17 protein-coding genes are annotated in these 19,422 nt (G+C 71.9%); 11 read left to right on the top strand and 6 right to left on the bottom strand.

Translation table 11 applies throughout. The features are described 5' to 3' along the window. Positions 1-12 precede the first annotated feature (12 nt). On the top strand, positions 13-573 hold the full coding sequence (locus ACFC8N_RS03005) for a hypothetical protein (RefSeq protein WP_376285803.1): 561 nt from the start codon (positions 13-15) through the stop codon (positions 571-573). Positions 574-583: 10 nt separating this feature from the next. Here the strand turns inward: ACFC8N_RS03005 and ACFC8N_RS03010 are convergent, their stop codons facing one another. The 3 genes from ACFC8N_RS03010 to ACFC8N_RS03020 all read right to left on the bottom strand — a co-directional run bounded on the left by ACFC8N_RS03010 (position 584) and on the right by ACFC8N_RS03020 (position 5,863). Continuing rightward, positions 584-976, bottom strand: coding sequence for a hypothetical protein (locus ACFC8N_RS03010; RefSeq protein ID WP_356023151.1), 393 nt, complete (start codon positions 974-976; stop codon positions 584-586). 122 nt (positions 977-1,098) lie between these two features. After that, the gene (locus tag ACFC8N_RS03015; RefSeq protein ID WP_376285806.1) at positions 1,099-4,818 is read right to left on the bottom strand and encodes an ABC transporter ATP-binding protein; all 3,720 of its coding nucleotides are present in this window, start codon (positions 4,816-4,818) and stop codon (positions 1,099-1,101) included. A 121-nt stretch (positions 4,819-4,939) separates the two neighbouring features. Then, a complete protein-coding gene (locus ACFC8N_RS03020) occupies positions 4,940-5,863 on the bottom strand; it encodes a serine hydrolase (protein WP_376285809.1) in 924 nt (307 codons plus the stop codon). A gap of 134 nt (positions 5,864-5,997) precedes the next feature. Here ACFC8N_RS03020 and ACFC8N_RS03025 point away from each other — a divergent pair, with 134 nt between their 5' ends. Beyond that, complete coding sequence (locus ACFC8N_RS03025) at positions 5,998-6,327, top strand: hypothetical protein (protein WP_356023158.1); 330 nt, start codon at positions 5,998-6,000, stop codon at positions 6,325-6,327. On the opposite strand, the gene ACFC8N_RS03030 is transcribed toward ACFC8N_RS03025, so the two are convergent. Continuing rightward, a complete protein-coding gene (locus tag ACFC8N_RS03030; protein WP_376285812.1) occupies positions 6,296-6,616 on the bottom strand; it encodes a hypothetical protein in 321 nt (106 codons plus the stop codon). The two genes, ACFC8N_RS03025 and ACFC8N_RS03030, sit on opposite strands and share 32 nt — an antisense overlap. Positions 6,617-7,167: 551 nt before the next feature. Here ACFC8N_RS03030 and ACFC8N_RS03035 point away from each other — a divergent pair. The 5 genes from ACFC8N_RS03035 to cyaB all read left to right on the top strand — a co-directional run bounded on the left by ACFC8N_RS03035 (position 7,168) and on the right by cyaB (position 11,682). After that, on the top strand, positions 7,168-7,995 hold the full coding sequence (locus tag ACFC8N_RS03035; RefSeq protein WP_376285815.1) for a helix-turn-helix transcriptional regulator: 828 nt from the start codon (positions 7,168-7,170) through the stop codon (positions 7,993-7,995). Continuing rightward, positions 7,992-8,192: a DUF397 domain-containing protein gene (locus tag ACFC8N_RS03040; protein ID WP_376285818.1), complete on the top strand. Its 201-nt coding sequence runs from the start codon at positions 7,992-7,994 to the stop codon at positions 8,190-8,192. Before ACFC8N_RS03035 ends, ACFC8N_RS03040 begins: the two co-directional genes overlap by 4 nt. A 22-nt stretch (positions 8,193-8,214) precedes the next feature. Next, on the top strand, positions 8,215-8,415 hold the full coding sequence (locus ACFC8N_RS03045) for a DUF397 domain-containing protein (protein ID WP_356023167.1): 201 nt from the start codon (positions 8,215-8,217) through the stop codon (positions 8,413-8,415). Between the two features lie 129 nt (positions 8,416-8,544). Then, positions 8,545-10,812, top strand: a complete 2,268-nt coding sequence (locus ACFC8N_RS03050) for a glycosyltransferase family 39 protein (RefSeq protein WP_376285821.1) — start codon at positions 8,545-8,547, stop codon at positions 10,810-10,812. A gap of 309 nt (positions 10,813-11,121) precedes the next feature. Then, on the top strand, positions 11,122-11,682 hold the full coding sequence (cyaB, locus tag ACFC8N_RS03055) for a class IV adenylate cyclase (RefSeq protein WP_376286259.1): 561 nt from the start codon (positions 11,122-11,124) through the stop codon (positions 11,680-11,682). Positions 11,683-11,901: 219 nt separating this feature from the next. On the opposite strand, the gene ACFC8N_RS03060 is transcribed toward cyaB, so the two are convergent. Further along, positions 11,902-13,407 (bottom strand): helix-turn-helix domain-containing protein, encoded by a 1,506-nt coding sequence (locus ACFC8N_RS03060; protein WP_376285824.1) that lies wholly within the window; start codon positions 13,405-13,407, stop codon positions 11,902-11,904. Positions 13,408-13,599: 192 nt separating this feature from the next. Between ACFC8N_RS03060 and ACFC8N_RS03065 the strand changes: the two genes are divergently transcribed. The 3 genes from ACFC8N_RS03065 to ACFC8N_RS03075 are packed head-to-tail and all read left to right on the top strand — an operon-like array spanning position 13,600 to position 17,797. Further along, positions 13,600-15,063, top strand: coding sequence for a sodium:solute symporter (locus ACFC8N_RS03065; protein WP_376285826.1), 1,464 nt, complete (start codon positions 13,600-13,602; stop codon positions 15,061-15,063). Between the two features lie 56 nt (positions 15,064-15,119). Beyond that, positions 15,120-16,088: an agmatinase gene (speB, locus tag ACFC8N_RS03070; RefSeq protein WP_376285829.1), complete on the top strand. Its 969-nt coding sequence runs from the start codon at positions 15,120-15,122 to the stop codon at positions 16,086-16,088. 23 nt (positions 16,089-16,111) lie between these two features. Further along, positions 16,112-17,797, top strand: a complete 1,686-nt coding sequence (locus ACFC8N_RS03075) for a thiamine pyrophosphate-binding protein (protein WP_362819696.1) — start codon at positions 16,112-16,114, stop codon at positions 17,795-17,797. A gap of 24 nt (positions 17,798-17,821) precedes the next feature. Here ACFC8N_RS03075 and ACFC8N_RS03080 read toward each other — a convergent pair whose 3' ends face one another. After that, on the bottom strand, positions 17,822-18,508 hold the full coding sequence (locus ACFC8N_RS03080) for a haloacid dehalogenase type II (RefSeq protein ID WP_376285832.1): 687 nt from the start codon (positions 18,506-18,508) through the stop codon (positions 17,822-17,824). Between the two features lie 273 nt (positions 18,509-18,781). On the opposite strand from ACFC8N_RS03080, the gene ACFC8N_RS03085 reads away from it, so the two are divergent. Further along, positions 18,782-19,393, top strand: coding sequence for a helix-turn-helix domain-containing protein (locus ACFC8N_RS03085; RefSeq protein ID WP_356023276.1), 612 nt, complete (start codon positions 18,782-18,784; stop codon positions 19,391-19,393). The last annotated feature ends 29 nt before the right edge of the window (positions 19,394-19,422 follow it).

The raw sequence follows: 19,422 nt of genomic DNA on the forward strand, positions 1-19,422 counted from the left end.
GGGGGAATGACGATGCGCGGGAAAGGTGCCGCACAGCTGGTGTGCCTGCTGCTGGCCGCCCTGCTGACCGGCTGCCGGGGCGGGGCGGGCGCGCCGGTGGGCGACGCCCGCCCGACCGATAGCGGCGGCTACGGCGCCGGGTTCCTCGCGGTCGGCGCGTGCAGTTCCTTCGGCACGACCGACGTGACCGAGGTGCCCTGCACCGGCGAGCGGGCGGCGGCCCGGGTCGTCGCCCGCTACGAGGGCGGGCCGGGCGACGGCCCGTTGTGCCCGCCGACCACCGACTTCGTGCTGCACATCGGCACCGACGGCTACGCCTGCATGCGCGCTCTGGAACCACCGCACCCCGGCGACCCCGGCGGCGGGGGCGGCCCGCGCACGATCCCCGGCGACTGCGTCTACACCTCCGGCACGGGCCAGGTCCGCGAGACGCGGTGCGACGGCGCGGGCGCACACCCGCCGCAGTACCGGATCACCACGGCGGCACGGACCCGGTCCGGGTGCCCGCCGTCGACGGTGCTGTACGTACAGCTGGGCGGGGACAGGCCGGTGGGCTGCGCCCGCCGGCTGTGAGTCCCGGTGCTCAGCACATGATCCAGCCCGAGTCGACCGAGCCCGGGCCCACCGAGCCCTTGATCCACACGCAGCGGTGGCCGGCGTGCACGGTGACCGGACCCGCCTCGTACCGGTAGCCGCCCCTGTCGATCACCGGGCGGTTGCCGCGGGCCTGGACGCTCACGGACATCGTCTGGACGGCGCCGGCACGTCTGGCGACGGTCATGGCACAGACGTAGCCGTCGCGCTTGTAGATGTGCGTGACGCCGGTGCTGAACGACAGGGTCCGCACCTCCCGCCCTGCGCAGGTGTCCGCCGGGGCCGCCTCGGCGACACCGGACGCCAGGAGGGCGAGCGTCCCGGACCCCACCAGTACGGCCGCCCCGAGCGCCAGGCGTCGGCGTATTGCACCCATGTCCACAGCTGTTCCTCCCCGTATCACCCGTCACACCCCGTGGCACGGTCACCTTCCCCCGACGGCCCGTACTGATGTACGGGACGCGTGAGTGTGTCGGAAGGTTGCACGACCGTCAGTGGCGCGCGTCAGGCGGTCGCGGCGACCGGCTCCTCCGGCTCGGCCCCGCCGGCGAAGGTCCGCCACAGCTCGGCGTACCGGCCGCCCTTTGCCAGGAGTTCCGCGTGCGTGCCGTCCTCGGCGACCCGGCCCTGGGCCATCAGCACCACCCGGTCCGCGCGGGCCGCCGTGGTCAGGCGGTGGGCGACCACCAGCGTCGTACGGCGGCCCGCCAGCCGGTCGGTGGCCTGGTTGACCTGGGCCTCCGTGGCCAGGTCCAGGGCGGCCGTGGCCTCGTCCAGGAGCAGGACGTCGGGGTCGACCAGCTCGGCGCGGGCGAGCGCGATCAGCTGGCGCTGACCGGCCGACAGATTGCGGCCGCGCTCGGCGACCTCGTGCAGATATCCGCTCTCCAGCCCGGCGATCATCTCGTGCGCGCCGACCGCCCGCGCCGCCGCCTCCACCTCGGCGTCGCTCGCGTCGGGGCGGCCGTAGGCGATCGCGTCGCGGATGGTGCCCGGGAAGAGGTACGCCTCCTGCGGGACCACCCCGAGCCGGTGCCGGTACGAGGTCAGGTCGAGGGCGCGCAGATCCGTGCCGTCGACGGTGACCCGGCCGCCGGTCGGGTCGTAGAACCGCGCGACCAGCTTGACCAGGGTGGACTTGCCCGCGCCCGTCTCGCCGACGAAGGCGACGGTCTGCCCGGCGGGGATCGTCAGGTCGATGCCGGTCAGCGCCTCCTCCTCGGCGCCGTACGCGAAGTGCACGTCCTCGAAGGCGATCTCGCCGCGCAGGGAGAGGACCTCCAGGGGTTCGTCCGCCGACCTCGTGGACGCCGGTTCGCGCAGCAGCTCCTGGATGCGGCCCAGCGAGACCGTGGCCTGCTGGTAGCCGTCGAAGACCTGGGACAGCTGCTGGACGGGCGCGAAGAACAGGTCGATGTAGAGCAGGTAGGCGACCAGGGCGCCCGTCGTCAGGGTGGCCGCCTCCACCCGGTGCGCGCCCGCGATCAGCACGGACGCCGAGGCGACCGAGGACAGCAGCTGCACGAAGGGGAAGTAGACCGATATCAGCCACTGGCCGCGGATCCGGGCGCGGCGGTAGTCGTCGCTGCGCCCGGCGAACCGCGCCCCGCCGTCCCGCTCGCGCCGGAAGGCCTGCACGATCCGCAGCCCGGCGACCGACTCCTGGAGGTCGGCGTTGACCACGGACACGCGCTCGCGGGCGAGTTCGTACGCCTTCACGCTCGCCCGGCGGAAGAAGAACGTCGCGACGATCAGCGGGGGCAGGGTCGCGAAGACGACGAGCGCGAGCTGGACGTCGATCAGCAGCAGGACGAGCATGATGCCGAAGAAGGTGACGACGGAGACGAACGCGGTGACCAGGCCGGTCTGGAGGAACGTCGACAGGGCGTCGACGTCGGTCGTCATGCGCGTCATGATCCGGCCGGTCAGCTCGCGCTCGTAGTAGTCGAGGCCGAGCCGCTGGAGCTGGGCGAAGATCTTCAGCCGCAGGGTGTACAGGACGCGCTCGCCGGTACGGCCGGTCATCCGGGTCTCGCCGATCTGCGCGGCCCACTGGACGAGGACGGTCGCGAGGCCGAGCAGCGAGGCCGCCCAGACCGCGCCGAGGGCCATCTTCGTCACGCCCGCGTCGATGCCGTGCCGGATCAGCACCGGCAGCAGCAGCCCCGCGCCCGCGTCCACGGCGACCAGCCCCAGGCTGATCAGCAGGGGCGCGCCGAAGCCGCGCAGCAGCCGGCGCAGCCCGTAGGAGTCCTCGCGGCGCACCGCCCGCGCCTCGTCGACGTCCGGGGTGTCGGTGGCCGGGGGCAGCGCCTCGACCTGGGCGAGCAGCTCCGGGGTGGCCGGGGTGCCGGACATCGCCGGGTCCTTGGGCTCCCGGTCACCGGTCCACAGCCGGGGCGTGACGCCCCGCTCGGCGTCGAACTCGGCGTCCAGCTCCTCACGCAGGGTCGTGTCCTCCTCGGGACCGGCCGACGGGGCGTGGCCCGGGGAGACGCCGCCTAGCTCGTCCGGGTCGGTCAGCAGCCTGCGGTACAGCGGCGACCGCTCCTGGAGCTCCTCGTGCGTGCCGAGGTCGGCGAGCCGGCCGCCGTCGAGGACGGCGATGCGGTCGGCGAGGTTGAGAGTGGAGCGGCGGTGCGCGATGAGGAGCGTGGTGCGGCCCTGCATGACGTGCCCCAGGGCCTCGTGGATCTCGTGCTCGACGCGGGCGTCGACGGCCGAGGTGGCGTCGTCCAGGACGAGCAGGCGCGGGTCGGTGAGCAGGGCGCGGGCGAGCGCGACGCGCTGGCGCTGGCCGCCGGACAGGGTCAGGCCCTGCTCGCCGACCTTGGTGTCGTAGCCCTCGGGGAGCTCGGCGATGAAACGGTCCGCCTGGGCGGCGCGGGCGGCGGTCTCGATCTCCTCCTGGGTGGCGTCCGGGCGGCCGTAGGCGATGTTGGCGCGGACGGTGTCGGAGAAGAGGAAGGAGTCCTCGGGGACGAGCCCGATCGCGGCCCGCAGCGAGTCGAGGGTCAGCTCGCGCACGTCGTGGCCGCCGATCAGGACGGCGCCGCGGGTGACGTCGTAGAAGCGCGGCAGGAGCAGCGAGAGGGTGGACTTGCCGGAGCCGGAGGAGCCGACGACGGCGAGGGTCTCGCCGGCGCGTATCTCGAAGCTGAGCCCGTCGAGGACCGGGGAGCCGCTGCCGTACCCGAAGGACACGTCGTCGAACTCGACGGTCGCGGGCGCGTCGGCCGGGAGGGTCTTGCCGCCGTCCTGCATCGTCGGCTCGGTGTCGATCAGCTCCAGGACGCGTTCGGTGCCGGCGCGGGCCTGCTGGCCGACGGTGAGGACCATCGCGAGCATGCGGACCGGGCCGACGAGCTGGGCGAGGTAGCTGGAGAAGGCGACGAACGTGCCGAGCGTGATGTGCCCGCGCACCGCCAGCCAGCCGCCGAGGGCCAGCATGGCGACCTGGCCGAGGGCCGGTACGGCCTGGAGGGCGGGGGTGAACCTGCTGTTCAGCCGTATGGTGCGCAGCCGCCCGGCGAAGAGCCGGCGGCCGACCTCCCGCAGCTTCCCGGTCTCCTGGTCCTCCTGCCCGAAGCCCTTCACCACGCGGACGCCGCTGACCGCGCCGTCGACCACGCCCGCGACGGCGGCGGCCTGGGCCTGGGCGTACCAGGTGGCGGGGTGCAGCTTGCTGCGGCTGCGGCGGGCGATCCAGCCGAGGGCGGGCGCGACGGCGAGGGCGACCAGGGTCAGCGGCAGCGACAGCCAGGCCATGATCACCAGGGACATCAGGAAGAGCAGGACGTTCCCGATGGTCATCGGGAGCATGAAGAGCAGGCCCTGGATCAGCTGCAGGTCGCTGGTCGCGCGCCCGACCACCTGCCCGGTGGACAGCTCGTCCTGCCGCCGCCCGTCGAGCCGGGTGATCGTGCCGTACATCTCCGTCCGCAGGTCGTGCTGGACGTCGAGGGCGAGGCGGCCGCCGTAGTAGCGGCGGACGTAGGTGGAGGCGTAGACGAGCAGGGCCGCGCCGATCAGGGCGCCGGCCCAGGGGGCCATGGTGCGGGTGTGGTTCCCGATCACGTCGTCGATGATCACCTTGGTGATCAGCGGGACGACCGCCATGACCGCCATGCCGGCGAGGGAGGAGCCGAGGGCGAGGATCACGTCCTTCGGATACCGCCAGGCGTAAGCCGCCAGACGCCGTGCCCATCCCCGTTGCGCTGCCACGCCGGTGCCTTCCGTTCGCCTGACCTGCTCTGCCGGAAGGCACCAACGCCGGCGGGGCCGGATTTCATCCCGCTGCAACAAAACGCTCCGCGGGGTCCGGCCGTATGCCGTGTGCCGCGCCTCAGCCCTGCGGCGGTACGGCGACGAAGGCCTCGCTCGGCCTGCTCGTCGGGACGTAGACCTTGGTGGCCGTCGTGGTCGGCACGAGGTCCTTGTGGATGACCTTGGCGACGTTCTGGATGGTGGTCACGCCGTAGTCCATGGTGCTGTTGTCCTGGGTCAGCACCGACATCATGTAGTCGTGGCCCGCGCCGTTGAAGGTGCCGAGGCTGTGCACCCGCCAGCCGTGCGTCGCACGCTGCAGCCAGCCGTTCTTGACGTGCACCGCGACCGTGGAGGGGGCGCCGGCCGGGGTGCCCCAGCGCTGCGCGGAGATGACCTCGCCCATCAGCTTCAGGATGTAGGCGCGGGAGTTGTCGCTCAGCACGCTGTTCTTGGCGGTGACGAGCTTCAGCAGCTTCTGCTCGTCGGTGACGTTCTCTTGGGTCAGCCCCCAGTAGCCGCCCGTGCCCGGCACGGTCTTCGTCATCCCGGCGGCGGACAGGAAGCCCTTGATCTTCGTCAGGCCCAGCTGCTTCCACAGCGTGCTGGTCGCGGCGTTGTCCGACTGGGTGATCATGGCCGTGGCGAGCTTCGTCTCGGTGCTCGTCAGATAGCGGTTGTGCTTCTTGGCGTCCCACAGCAGCGTCGCGAGCACGGTGACCTTCACGGTGCTGGCCGAGTCGTAGGAGCTGGTGGCACGCAGGGTGCAGGTGGTGTCGGTGCTGCGGTCGTACACACCGAGGGCGACGGTGCCCTTGCGGTTCGCGAGGGCGGCGGTGATGTCGTTCTGGAGCTTCGCGGCGAGGCCCGCCTTGGCGGACGTGCAGCTGACGGCGGGCGTGGCCGCGGCGGCGGGGGCGGCGGCGAGCGCGGTGGGTACGAGCAGGGCGGCACCGAGCACGGCGGCGAGCGCGCCGGTACGTATGGGTATTCGGGAGTCCATGCCCCAGTGGACTCGCCGAGGCGGCCGGATGGTTGCACACGCGGCCTCACCAAGGAAGTTCGAAAGGTTGGGAATCCGGCAATGATTCGCTCATGCCGGCGGTGAATGAGAGTCACGTCAGACGGTGGGGACGGTTGTTCGCGACCGTGGCGGTGCTGCGCTCCCTCGCCGACCCGGGCGAGCCCCTGCCCGGCGCGGACGCCTTCACGGGCAAGTTCGTCCCGGCACAGCGCATCAACGACCTGAAGTCGAATCCGTACGACGCCCTGCTGCGGGCCCGCACGCGCGATGACGCGCGCTGGAAGGCGGCAACGGCGGTGTTCCGCGCGCTGCCCGAACTCCTGGAACGGGGCCCGCTTCCGTCCACGGGCACCCTCGGCGACGATCGCCGCCCGGATTTCGTCGCGGGGTACGAGGCCCAGCTGGCGGCCCTCAGGAAGGACTTCCCGGACCTGCTGCCCTGATGCCGGTCCGCTCCGCGAGGCGGGCACCCCGGCTGGCGGCGATCCGGTGCACGTCGGTCAACGCCTCGCGCATCCTGGCGAGCAGGAACCGCAGCTGGGCGGATGTCGCCCGGTGGTCGGCCATCAACTCGGCGGCGTGGCCGAGCAGATCGGCCGCCATCCCGAGCTGCACGCTCTCGACGGTGTCGGCCACCTTGGAGAGAGGGCCGGTGCCGTCGGTCACGAGGATGCAGGGCTTGCCCTCCGACCCGGCCCAGGGCAGCAGGCGTGCGCTGGTGCCGCCGTTCACCGGGTCACCTCCCCGGCGGGCGGCATCCCGCACGACCCCATGCCGATGCCGGGCACGCGGGCGGGGAGCGGCGGTTGCGGTTGCGGTTGCGGTTGCGGCCGTGGGGGCCGGGGTCCGGCTCCGTAGCCGGTCGGCCTGTGGCGCCGTAGCAGCGGCGACTTGAGGAGGCGGGCGATGCGGTGACGCATGTCGTCAACTCCCTTGCACTGGTTGTTCCGGGTGGCGAAGCTCCCCTCCTGAGCGCTTCGACCAGTCGAGCCGCGTTGGTCATGTTGCAGCGGCCGAGGTCGAAGAGAGGGATCCCGTCCCCGTCGTCGAAGGACGCCGGGTCGAGGCGGAGGCCGGGAAGGGAGACACCGGCGCCGGCCAAGGCTTCCCGTAACTCCACGAGCGACCCGTGGCACTTGGGGAAGGCCTCTACCTGATTCCGGGCAACTTCGGACACGGGAACTCCTCTCCGTAGCGGTATGACTACCAAGCGGGTTCAGCGTGGCCTATAGTCGGAGTGTCTTCAACTTGCGGCGCTTGCACGGGGAGTTGGAAGGTAGCCGTTGAACCGAAAAGAGTTGAACCCCGAAAAGTCACCCCTCGACGCGTTCGGGGAACGGTTGCGCAGGCTGCGGGACGAACGCGGCTGGACCCAGGACGAGCTGGGCTTGCGGATGGGGTACTCGGGCACGCACATCTCGGCCGTAGAAGTTGGCCGCCGCTCTCCAACTCGTCGCTTCGCGAAGAAGGCCGACGACGCGCTGGGCACGGGCAGCCTGCTCGCCCGCCAGGAGAAGGCCGTACGGGAGACGGCGCTGCTGGACGGATTCCCGGACTTCGTGGAGAAGGAGGTCCAGGCGACCGAGATCCGCCTCTTCGAGCTGACCATCGTTCCCGGGCTGCTCCAGACCCCGGAGTACGCCGCCGCCGTCACCACGGGTGAAGTACGGCGAGGCGCCATCTCGGAATTCCAGGCAGAGGAACGGCTGTCGAAGCTCGCGGAGCGCCAGGCGGCCCTGGAACGCACACCGACGCCCATGGTCTACGCGGTCCTGGACGAGGGCTGCATCCGGCGAGTCGTGGGCGGTCCCGAGGTCATGACGGCCCAACTGGACCGGCTGATCGCGTTCGCCGAACTGCCTTCCACAGTCCTCCAGGTGGCGCCGTACGATCTCGGTGAGCGCCGGGCGTTCGATCTCCCCGTAACCCTGTTGACCCTGCCCAACTGGTCCTACGTCGCGTACGCCGAGTCCGCCCTACAGGGCCGATTGGAGCGGGATACTGGGTTCGTTCAGCCCCTGCTGCGCGCCTACCATCAGTTGCAGGCCGAAGCGCTCTCGCAAGCGGCCTCTGTGGCAATGATCAGCCAGTTACGAAAGGGCAATCCGTGACGACCGAAGCCCCGCAGTGGTTCACGTCCTCGTACAGCAGCAACGGCGGCCAGTGCATCGAGGTCGCCACCAACCTCGCCGCCACCCGCGGCCTGGTCCCCGTCCGTGACACCAAGAACCCCAACGGCCCGGTACTGAGCCTCCCCGCCCACGCGTGGTCCCACTTCGTAGCCCTGGCGAAGGGCACTCAGGTCTGAGCGCCGGAAGGAAGGATTCCCGGTGACGACCGAATCCCCTCGTTGGATCACGTCCTCCTACAGCGGCAATGGCGGCCAGTGCATCGAGGTCGCCGTGAACCTTGCCGCCCCGCACGGCCTGGTCCCCGTCCGTGACACCAAGAACCCCAACGGCCCGGTACTGAGCCTCCCCGCCCACGCATGGTCCCACTTCGTGGCCCTGGCGAAGGACGCTCAGGTCTGACCACCGGGAACGAACACGGACTCGGCAGTGTCAAAGCGGCGCCGCCGAGTCCCGGACGGGACACAGACCCACAGCTTCCGCCCAGGTACGGCACAGCGCGTACCCATCGCCGGTCTGCAGGGTGCAGTGGTGACATCTGCCACCGATCCCCTCCCCCACGCCATGACGGCGACCCCGGGTCCGCCGTCGCCGACGCCGACACCGCCGGACACCGGTCCGGAGCGCGCGCCGCGCTGGTCGCTGCCCGCGCTGCTCGCGATCATGCTGCTCGCGGCCCTGCTGTACACCTGGAACCTGTCCGGCTCCAGCCTCAACAGCTTCTACAGCGCGGCCATCTACAGCGGCACCCAGAACTGGAAGGCCTGGTTCTTCGGCTCGCTCGACGCGGGCAACTTCCTCACGGTCGACAAGCCGCCCTTCGCCGACATGGTCATGAGCCTGTCGTGCCGGATCTTCGGCTTCGGCACCTGGCAGATGATGCTGCCGGAGGTCGCGGCCGGGCTCGGCGCGATCTGGATCCTGCACTCCTCCGTGAAGCGGTCCTTCGGGCACGCGGCGGCCACGGTGGCCGCGCTGGTCCTCGCGCTGACCCCGATCACGGTCGCGATCAACCGGGACAACAACCCCGACACGATCCTCGTCCTGCTGATGGTCGGCGGCGCGGCGCTCGCCCTGCGCGCCACGCGCACCGGCAGGCTGCTGCCGCTGCTCGGCTCGGCGGTCTGCTTCGGCCTCGCCTTCAACACGAAAATGCTGGCCGGTTACATCGCACTGCCCGCCGTCTTCGCGGTCTACCTGCTCGCGGCGCGCCCGACGCTCGTGAAGCGGATCGTGAACCTGCTGATCGCGGGCGTGATCCTCGCGGTCGCCAGCTTCTGGTGGGCGATCGCCGTCTCCCTGGTCCCCGCCTCCGAGCGGCCGTACATCGGCGGTTCGACGGACGGCACCGCCTGGAACCTGATCATGGGCTACAACGGCCTCGGCCGGATCCTCGGCGGCGAGGGCAACGGCGGCGGGGGCGGGGGCGGCGGAGGCGGCTTCTCCGGCTCCGCGGGCCTCGGCCGGATGTTCAACACCATCCTCGGCGGCCAGGTCTCCTGGCTGATCCCGTTCGCGCTGATCGCCCTCGTCGCGGGCCTGATCCTGTGCGGCCGCGCCCCGCGCACCGACCTCACCCGGGCCGCGCTCGTCCTCTGGGGCGGCTGGACGGTCCTGCACTACGTCACCTTCGCGACCGCCGAAGGCACGATGCACCCGTACTACACGACCGCCCTCGCGCCCGGCATCGCGGCGCTGTGCGGCGGCGGTGGCGTACTGCTGCTGCGCGCGTTCCGCGCCGACAAGCGCTGGGTGTGGGTCCTGCCGGCCGCTCTCGCGGTCACGGCGGTCTGGGCCGTGGTCCTCCTGCGCCGCGCCTCCGGCTGGAACACCTGGCTGTGGCCGACGGTGGGCGTGCTGATGGCGGCGGCGATCGTGGGCCTGTTCCTGTCCCGCTCCGCGGGCCGCGCCCGCCTGTCGGCAGCCGCCGCGACGGCGGCCGTGATCGCGGCGCTCGCGGGCCCGGCGGCGTACGCCTGGTCGGTGCCGTCCGGCTCGGGCGGCGGCATGAGCGGCGTGAACCCGACGGCCGGCCCCTCGACGGGAGGCGGCTTCGGCGGCATGGGCGGGGGCCGCGGCCGGGGCGGTTTCCCGGGCGGCGGCGAGATGCCGGGCGGCAGCCGGAACGCGGAGGCGGGCGGCGGCTTCCCCGGCGGCTCGGCGAACGGCGAGATGCCCGGCGGTACCGGGCAGAGCGGCAACATGCCGAGCGGCGGCTTCCCCGGTACGGGCGGACAGGGCGGCACGCCCCCGACCGGCACCGCCACCGAGGCCGGTGGCGCCCCGGGCGGTACGACCGGAAGCGGCCGTATGCGGGGTGCCATGGGCGGCGGCATGATGGGCGGCGGCATGATGGGCGGCGGCATGGGCGGCGCGGACAGCGGCCTCATCGCCTACCTGAAGAAGCACCGGGACGGCGCGACCTGGCTGCTCGCGGTCTCCAACTCGCAGAGCGCGGCCTCGATCGAGCTGACCACGAAGGTGCCCGTCATCTCCATGTGGGGCTTCACCGGCACCGACAAGGCGATGACCGTCGCCAAGCTGGAGGAACTGGTCAAGAAGGGCGAGCTGCACTACATCCAGCTCGGCGGCGGCATGATGGGCGGCGGCCCCGGCGGCTCCACCAACAGCGTGTCCTCCGAGGTCACGGCCTGGGTGAAGAAGCACGGCACGCTGGTGAAGGAGAGCGCGTACAGCAAGAGTTCGGCGTCGTCCTCCGCGTCGAAGACGTCGTCCTCCGCCTCCTCGACCACGAACCAGTCCACGCTCTACCGCCTGGATCCGTCGGAACTGAACTGACGCACCGCCCACCGACCGCACCACCCGCGCCAGGGGCCCACGGGCCCCTGGCGCGTTCACATCTCAGGCCTCGAAGTCGTACTCCAGCACATACGCCGACGAGTCCAGCGTCATCTCGTTCACCTCGACCACCAGCCCCTCCGCGACGCCAAGCAACTGGTCCTTTTCACCAACATCCCCGTCGGTGACACCCGTTCGTTGTCAGAGGGGATGCACTGTCTCCAGCAGTGGTGCAGCAAGGGCAGCTTGGCCCGCGTGTACTCAGCGATCAATTCAGGAGGGTGACCAGCATTGGACGGGCACATCGAAGTGGAGCGCAAGCGGCGCCTCCCGGACGAAGACGATGGGTCGTTCGTAGCACGGATGCTCACCGGGCTCGGCTGGCAGCCGGACACGCCGGTGACCGAAGTGGACACGTACTACAGCCGCCCCGACGTCGACTACATGCAGACGGTGGAGTGCCTGCGCGTCAGGCGCCGCGGCGACTTCTGCGAGATCACCTACAAGCCCCCGTCCACCGAGGCCACCCACAGCAGCGACGGCGTCATCTCCAAGAAGGAGACGAACGTCCTGCTCGCCTTCGACCAGGCACAGCGGGCCGACCAGCTGCTGGAGAACATCGGCATGCGACGCCTGGTCCAGGTGAGAAAACACCGAGCGGCCTACCGGCATCCGCAGCACCCGAACGTCAGCGTGAACATCGACACCGTGGCAGGCGTCGGCGTCTTCGTCGAAACGGAGGTCATCAGCGCGGACCCGGAGACGGCATCCCACACCGTGGCAACGATCGAGCGGCGGCTCGGCGTGGCCGACCTGCCGACTGTCGAATTGCCCTACCGCGATCTGGCCATGGACTGCACCACTTCATGAGCCTCAGCGCAACCTCACGTCCTCTGAGAGAGCACGACCACCGACGGGCCCGGAGTCGCCGGCGCCTTGCGCAGGTCCTCTGCACTACATCCAGCTCGGCGGCGGCATGACGGACGGCGGCCCCGAGCTCCTCCTCGTCCTCTGCCTACGCGGAAACCCCCGCCCCCCGAACAGCGCGGCGCGCCAAGGGATCTGTCCCCTTGGCGCGCCGCGTCGTCGCTAGCCGTTCCGCAGCGCGAACCACAGCTCCATCCGGACGTCCGGGTCGTCCAGGTCGGTGTCCAGCAGGGTGGCGCAGCGGGTGATGCGTTGGCGGACCGTGTTGCGGTGGACGTCCAGGGCGACCGCCGTGCGGTCCCAACTGCCGTGCAACGCGAGCCAGTTGCGCAGGGTCTCGGTGAGGGCCGGGTGGTCGGTGAGGGGGGCGAGGAGGGTGCGGGCGTAGGACTCGGCGTCCGCGCGGGGGAGCAGGTCCGCGAGGCCCGGCCGGGCCCCGTGCCGGACCAGCGGGGTGCGGGTGGCGCGGGCCCTGGCCAGGGCGCGGGCCGCCTGGGCGTCGGCGTCCGGCCAGGCGTCCGGGGTCACGGCGGCGCTCACCCCGAGCGTCCAGCCGGGCTGCGCCGCCGGCTCCCGCCCGCCCGGCACCAGTACCCGTACGACGTCCCGCGCGAGGTCGACCAGCGGCGACCCCAGCGCCGCCCCGAGCGCCGAGGCGGCCACGGCGTCCGGGAGCTGCGCCTCCGGCCGGGCGTGGACGACGACCCACCTGCCCTCCCCGAGCAGCGGCGCGACCTCCTGCGGGCGCGCGCCGAGCAGCAGGCGGACGAAGGCGGACGAGCGGGCGGCACCGGCGCCGCTCTGGTGCTCGCCGGTCAGCAAGGACAGCAGGACGGAGGCCACGGAGGCGATGGTGTGGTCGCCGGGCTCGCGCCGGGTGCTCGCCACGGCGAGGACGAAACCCGTCCCCAGCGCGTAGGCGGCCAGGTGCGTGTCACCCAGGGTGTCGGTGGCCGACGTGGGGCCCGGGGTGCCGGTTCCGCCCGGTCGTACCACCTCCGCCAGGTGCGTCAGCGCCTGCCGTACCGCCGCCGGTTCCCGGCCCGCCGAGGCGGTCTGCGTGCCGTCGGGGCCGTACAGCACCGCGTGGCCGGTCAGCCGCTGGGCCAGCTGGCGCAGCACGGAGGGGACCGGGTCGGGGCGGGCTGCGGCGGAGGCGAGGCTCTGCTGCGCCTCGGTGACGCGCCGCAGCTCGGCCAGCCTGGCCTGCGCCATCAGCTGCCACACCGCCCGCGCCACGCCGGAGAACGTCGTCCGGGGCGGGACCTCCAGGAGCGGGAGGCCGTGGCGGTCGCAGGCGGCGACCAGCGCGCGCGGGACCGTGTCGTGCACCGGTGCCACGCCGAAGCCGAGGGCCGCGCCGCCCGCCTCGACGATCCGGGCGACGTAGTCGTCGAAGTAGTCCCCCAGTCTCGAATTCGCTCGACCGGGGGCGCCCCCATCCGAACCCGCCGCCTCCGGGATCTGCACCCCGGCCGTGAGCAGCAGCTCCCCGCCCAGCAGATACGGGTACGGGTCGGCCATCTCCGACGTGTGCGCCCAGTGGATCACGACCGACGGATCCGCCGGGCCCGCGATCTGCCGCAGGCCCAGGTCCTCGCGGGCCAGCAGGGCCGAGAGCGGGACGGGTGGGGTCGGCGGGACGGCTGGGGCGAGCGCATCCGGCATGGTGTGCGTTTCCTCCACTCCACCCCGTTCGTATGGATGAAACGTACACTTCGCAGTCGCTTTCCGGCCACCTAGTGTCAAGTCAGCACGGCAGCCGCGGGTACGGGCGGATGTCCCCGCGATCCGCTGCCGGCACGCCACCCCCCATGTATCTGCACGACACGCCACCGACAGCGCGCGAAGGAGGGCCCCATGGCCGTCGACTACACAGTGATCGTCCTCTATCTCGCCGGAATGCTGGCCATGGGCTGGTGGGGCATGCGCCGCGCCAGGTCGAAGAGCGACTTCCTGGTGGCGGGCCGCCGGCTCGGACCGGCCATGTACTCCGGCACCATGGCGGCGATCGTCCTCGGCGGCGCGTCCACCATCGGCGGGGTGGGGCTGGGCTACCGGTACGGGCTGTCCGGCGCGTGGATGGTCTTCACCATCGGGCTCGGCCTGCTCGCGCTGTCGGTCTTCTTCTCCGCCCGCATCGCCCGTCTGAAGGTCTACACCGTCTCCGAGATGCTGGACCTGCGCTACGGCGGCCGGGCGGGCATGATCTCCGGCATCGTCATGTGGGCGTACACCCTCATGCTGGCCGTCACCTCGACGATCGCCTACGCCACGATCTTCGACGTCCTCTTCGACATGAACCGGACGCTCGCGATCGTCATCGGCGGCTCGATCGTGGTCGCGTACTCCACGCTCGGCGGCATGTGGTCGATCACCCTGACGGACATGGTCCAGTTCGTCGTCAAGACGATCGGCGTGCTCCTGCTCCTCCTGCCGATCGCGGTCGTCAAGGCGGGCGGCTTCGGCGCGATGAGGGCCAAGCTGCCGACCTCGTACTTCGACCCGCTGGGCATCGGCGGCGAGACGATCTTCACCTACGTCCTGATCTACACGTTCGGCATGCTGATCGGCCAGGACATCTGGCAGCGCGTGTTCACCGCCCGCAGCGACTCGACCGCCCGGTGGGGCGGCACGGTCGCCGGCACCTACTGTCTGGCCTACGCCCTCGCCGGCGCGGTGATCGGTACGGCCGCCAAGGTGCTGTACCCGAAGCTGGGCAGCCCGGACGACGCCTTCGCGACCATCGTCAAGGACGAACTCCCCGTCGGCGTCAGGGGGTTGGTGCTCGCCGCCGCCCTCGCCGCCGTGATGTCCACGTCCTCCGGCGCGCTGATCGCCTGCGCGACCGTCGCCAACAACGACATCTGGTCGCGGCTGCGGGGCGCCGTCAAGCCCGCCGCCGGGGAACACGACGAGGTCAAGGGCAACCGCGCCTTCATCCTGATCATGGGCGTGGCGGCGATCGGCACGGCCATCGCGCTGAACAACGTGGTCGAGGCGCTGACCGTGGCGTACAACCTGCTCGTCGCCGGTCTGCTCGTCCCCATCCTCGGCGGCCTGCTGTGGAAGCGCGGCACGGCGCAGGGCGCGCTGGCCTCGGTGATCGTCGGCGGCCTCGCGGTCGTCGGCCTGATGGCCGGGTACGGCATCCTCGCCGACGAGCCCGTCTACTACGGCCTGCTCGCCTCCCTCGCCGCCTACGTCGCCGTGTCCCTGGCGACCAGGCCCACCGACGCGGCCGTCCTCGCGCTCTGGCGCGAGCGCCTCGCCGGACGGCCCGCCCCCGAACTCCCGTCCGAACCGGTAGCGGCTCCCCAGTAGAGTCGTATGGAAAGCAGTGCATGCGCGACGAAGCGCAGGAAAGAAGGCATTTCACCATGAGCAGCAACGAGACGCCCCGCGGCCCCGTCGACTCCTCCCGCGTCCCGCGCTACGCCGGCCCCGCGACCTTCGCCCGGCTGCCCCGCCTGGACGAGGTCGGCACCGCCGACGTCGCCGTCGTCGGCGTGCCGTTCGACTCCGGCGTCTCGTACCGGCCGGGCGCCCGCTTCGGCGGCAACGCCATCCGCGAGGCGTCCCGGCTGCTGCGCCCGTACAACCCGGCGCAGGACGCCTCCCCCTTCGCGCTCGCCCAGGTCGCGGACGGCGGCGACATCGCCGTGAACCCGTTCAACATCAACGAGGCGGTCGAGACGATCGAGGCCGCGGCCGACGACCTCCTCGGCACGGGCGCCCGCCTGATGACGCTGGGCGGCGACCACACCATCGCGCTGCCCCTTCTGAGGTCGGTGGCGAAGAAGCACGGCCCGGTGGCCCTGCTCCACTTCGACGCCCACCTCGACACCTGGGACACCTACTTCGGCGCCGAGTACACCCACGGCACCCCGTTCCGCCGCGCGGTGGAGGAGGGCATCCTCGACACCTCGGCGCTGTCCCACGTCGGCACCCGCGGCCCCCTGTACGGCAAGCAGGACCTCACGGACGACGAGAAGATGGGCTTCGGCATCGTCACCTCGGCGGACATCTACCGCCGCGGCGCCGACGAGGTCGCCGACCAGCTGCGCCAGCGCATCGGCGACCGCCCGCTGTACATCTCCATCGACATCGACTGCCTGGACCCGGCCCACGCCCCCGGCACGGGCACCCCGGAGGCGGGCGGCATGACCTCGCGGGAGCTGCTGGAGATCCTGCGCGGCCTGGCCTCGTGCAACCTGGTCTCGGCGGACGTCGTCGAGGTGGCCCCGGCGTACGACCACGCCGAGATCACCTCGGTCGCGGCCTCCCACACGGCCTACGAACTGACCACCATCATGAGCCGCCAGATCGCGGCGGCCCGCAACGCCTGATTCTCCTTAGGGGACCGAGAGCAGTGACTCACGACCACGACCTGGTACTCCGCCCGACCGACCGGCAGACGGCGGCCGCGCTGAATCCCCCTCCCGGCCGGAGCGGCGGCGACCTGGTCGTGGAGACCCTGGCCGGGCTCGGCGCGACGACGGTCTTCGGCCTGCCCGGCCAGCACGCGCTCGGCATGTTCGACGCGCTGCGCCGCTCGTCGCTCCGCTATGTGGGCCTGCGCGTGGAGAACAACGCGGGCTTCGCGGCGGACGCGTACGGCCGTGTCACCGGCGAGGCCGCGCCGCTCCTGCTCTCGACGGGTCCGGGCGCCCTGACGTCGCTCGCCGCGCTCCAGGAGGCGGCGGCGGCCTCGGCTCCCGTCCTCGCGATCAGCAGCCAGGTCCCGACGGCGGGCCTGGGCGGCGGCCGCCACGGCTATCTGCACGAACTCCCGGACCAGTCGGCCTCGTTCCGGGGCGTGGTCAAGTCCGTCCACACGGTCCGTACGCAGTCCCAGATCCCGTCCGCGATAGCGGCGGCCTGGAAGTCGGCGCTGACGGCTCCGCACGGCCCGGTGTGGGTGGAGATCCCGCAGGACGTCCTGCTGTCGCCGGCCGCCCTGCCGGTGGTGACGGCGATGGACGCGACACCGGACGACCTGGTCCCGCGCCCCGAACTGACGGCGGTGGCGGCCGACCTGCTGTCGCGCGCGCGGCGCCCGGCGATCATCGCGGGCGGCGGGGTCGTGCGCGCGGACGCCTCGGGCAAGCTGAGGGCGCTGGCCGAGAAGCTGGACGCGCCGGTCGTGACGACCTTCGGCGGCAAGGGCGCCTTCCCCTGGGAGCACCCGCTCTCGCTCCAGTCCTGGCTGGAGGACCGGCACACGACGGACTTCCTGGAGGACGCGGACGTCCTGCTGGTCGTGGGCTCGGGCCTCGGCGAACTGTCCTCGAACTACCACACGTTCAGGCCCCGGGGCCGGGTGATCCAGATCGAGGCCGACCTCGGCAAGCTGGAGTCCAACCACCCGGCCCTCGGCATCCACGCGGACGCCCGCCTGGCCCTGCAGGCCCTGCTGGAGACCGTGGCGGAGCGGAGCGACGCGTCGGCCCCGCAGCGGGTGCGGGAGCTGCTGGCCAAGGTGGCCGCCCGGATCGCGTCCCAGGAACTCACCCTGGAACAGCAGGTGTTGGCGGCCGTCCGCAGCGCCCTGCCCGCCGACTCCCCGTCCTTCTGGGACATGACGATCCTGGCGTACTGGGCCTGGTCGGCCTTCGACGCGCAGGGCCCCAACACGATGCACTCGGCCCAGGGCGCCGGCGGCCTCGGCTACGGCTTCCCGGCGGCCCTCGGCGCGGCGGCGGCCGACCCGACCCGACCGGTCCTGGCGGTCTCGGGCGACGGCGGCGCCCTGTACTCGATCGCGGAACTGGCCACGGCCCGCCAGTACGGCCTCCCGGTCACCTGGCTGATCGTGGACGACGGCGGCTACGGCATCCTCCGCGAGTACATGACGGACGCCTTCGGCCAGGCGACCGCGACGGAACTGACCCGGCCGGACTACGTGGCCCTGGCGGAGTCGTTCGGCGTACCCGGCGTCCGCACGACCCCGCAGACCCTGGCGGAGGACCTGACGAAGGCCCTGGCGGCTCCGGGCCCGTCGGTGGTCGTACTCCCGGCGGTACTGCGGATGTTCGCGCCGACGCACCTGGGCTGAAGCACCTGGGCTGACGCACGTGGACTAGGGCAGGGCCTCGGCCAGTTCGGTCAGGTCGTGGGTCCGCCAGGTGAAGGTGTCGGTGTCCCGTGGCGGGTCCCCGACCGGTCGCCGGACATGCGCGGTTCGCATGCCCAGCGCCTGGGCTCCGCGCAGGTCCCAGGCGTGGGCGGCGACCATCAGCACCCGCTCCGGCGGGCACCCCGCCGCGTCGAGGGCCAGTCGGTAGATCTCCGGTGCCGGTTTGTAGGCCCGTGCGTCCTCCGCGGACAGGGCCTGGTGCCAGCGCAGGCCCGCATGCGCGTTGAGGCGCAGCAGGCACGCGCGACTGGCGTGGGTGAGGGCCAGCACGGGGAAGCGCCCGGCGAGGCGTGCCAGGCCGGCGGCGGAGTCGGCCCAGGGGCTCAGGCGCCGTGCGGCGGTGGCCAGGCGCGCGAGGGCGGCCGGGTCGGTGAGCCCGGCGCCCGCGGCCACGCGCTCGGCCGCCTCCCGGTCGATGACATCGGAGTTGGCGTAGCCCCGCCGCTTCTCCCTGATGCCGTCCTGGGCCTGCTCGACGTACTCCTGCCAGACGGTCAGCAGCCGCTCGACGGTCGCCTCGTCGGACGCGGGCAGGGCGTCATGGATGGCCGCGCGCAGTCCGCCGGGCTCGTCGACCATCGTGCCGAGGACGTCGAGGACGACCACCTCGATGTCGGGCGCCCGGGTCATCCCGCCTCCTCGTCGTCGCGTTCCGGCGGCACCCAGCGTGGCCCGAACCGGCTGTCCAGGACCGCCATTACCCCATCGGCGGCATGTCACAGGCGGCCGGAACCGGCATTGGGCATTCCGGTCGGAAAACAGCGCGTCCGAATCCCGGTGGAATTCACGGGCGTTGCCGGAATCATCGGCCAATTCACAAAAGGAGGCGTGTGAATTGCCGGGACCGGCGGGTCGCGGCGACTGTTGTAACTATACCGCTGGGTGTACCGTTACGGCGTGGCGATGAACAGCGAGACCGTCGGTCGAGGGAGCAAGCGGCGCGGCATGCGGCACCTGACGCCGGCGGGTGTCCGGGTGCTGGAGACCGCCTCCCGGCTCTTCTACGAGCAGGGGATCCGCGCGGTCGGCGTGGAGGCGATCGCCGAGGAGGCGGGCGTCACCAAGAAGACCATCTACGACCGCTTCGGCTCGAAGGAAGACCTCGTCGTCGCCTATCTCCGGACGCGCGACGGCCTCTGGCGTTCCACGCTGGTGAAGCACGTCAACGGCCATGACGGGCCCGCGGAAGAGAAGATCCTGGCCACGTTCGGCGCCCTGCGTGACTGGATGCGCGAGCGCAGCCTGCGGGGCTGCGCCTTCATCAACGCCTCCGTGGAGCTGCCGGCGGACCACCCGGGCCGGGAGGTCGCCCGCGACCAGAAGTCCTGGCTCCTCGCCTACCTGGAGGACCTCGCGGCACAGGCCCGCCTCCGGGATCCCGCCACGCTGGCCGCCCAGGTGCTGATCCTGCACGAGGGGGCCTGCGTCGCCGACTCCATGGGGTCGGTGGGCCGCGCGGTCGATCACGCCGAGCAGGTCGCCCGCGTCCTGGTCGAAAGGGCGCGTACGCGGTAACACGCCACGACGGGCACCCTTTTCACCCG

Origin of the sequence: Streptomyces sp. NPDC055966 (genome assembly GCF_042269865.1) — a bacterium.
Classification (GTDB): domain Bacteria; phylum Actinomycetota; class Actinomycetes; order Streptomycetales; family Streptomycetaceae; genus Streptomyces.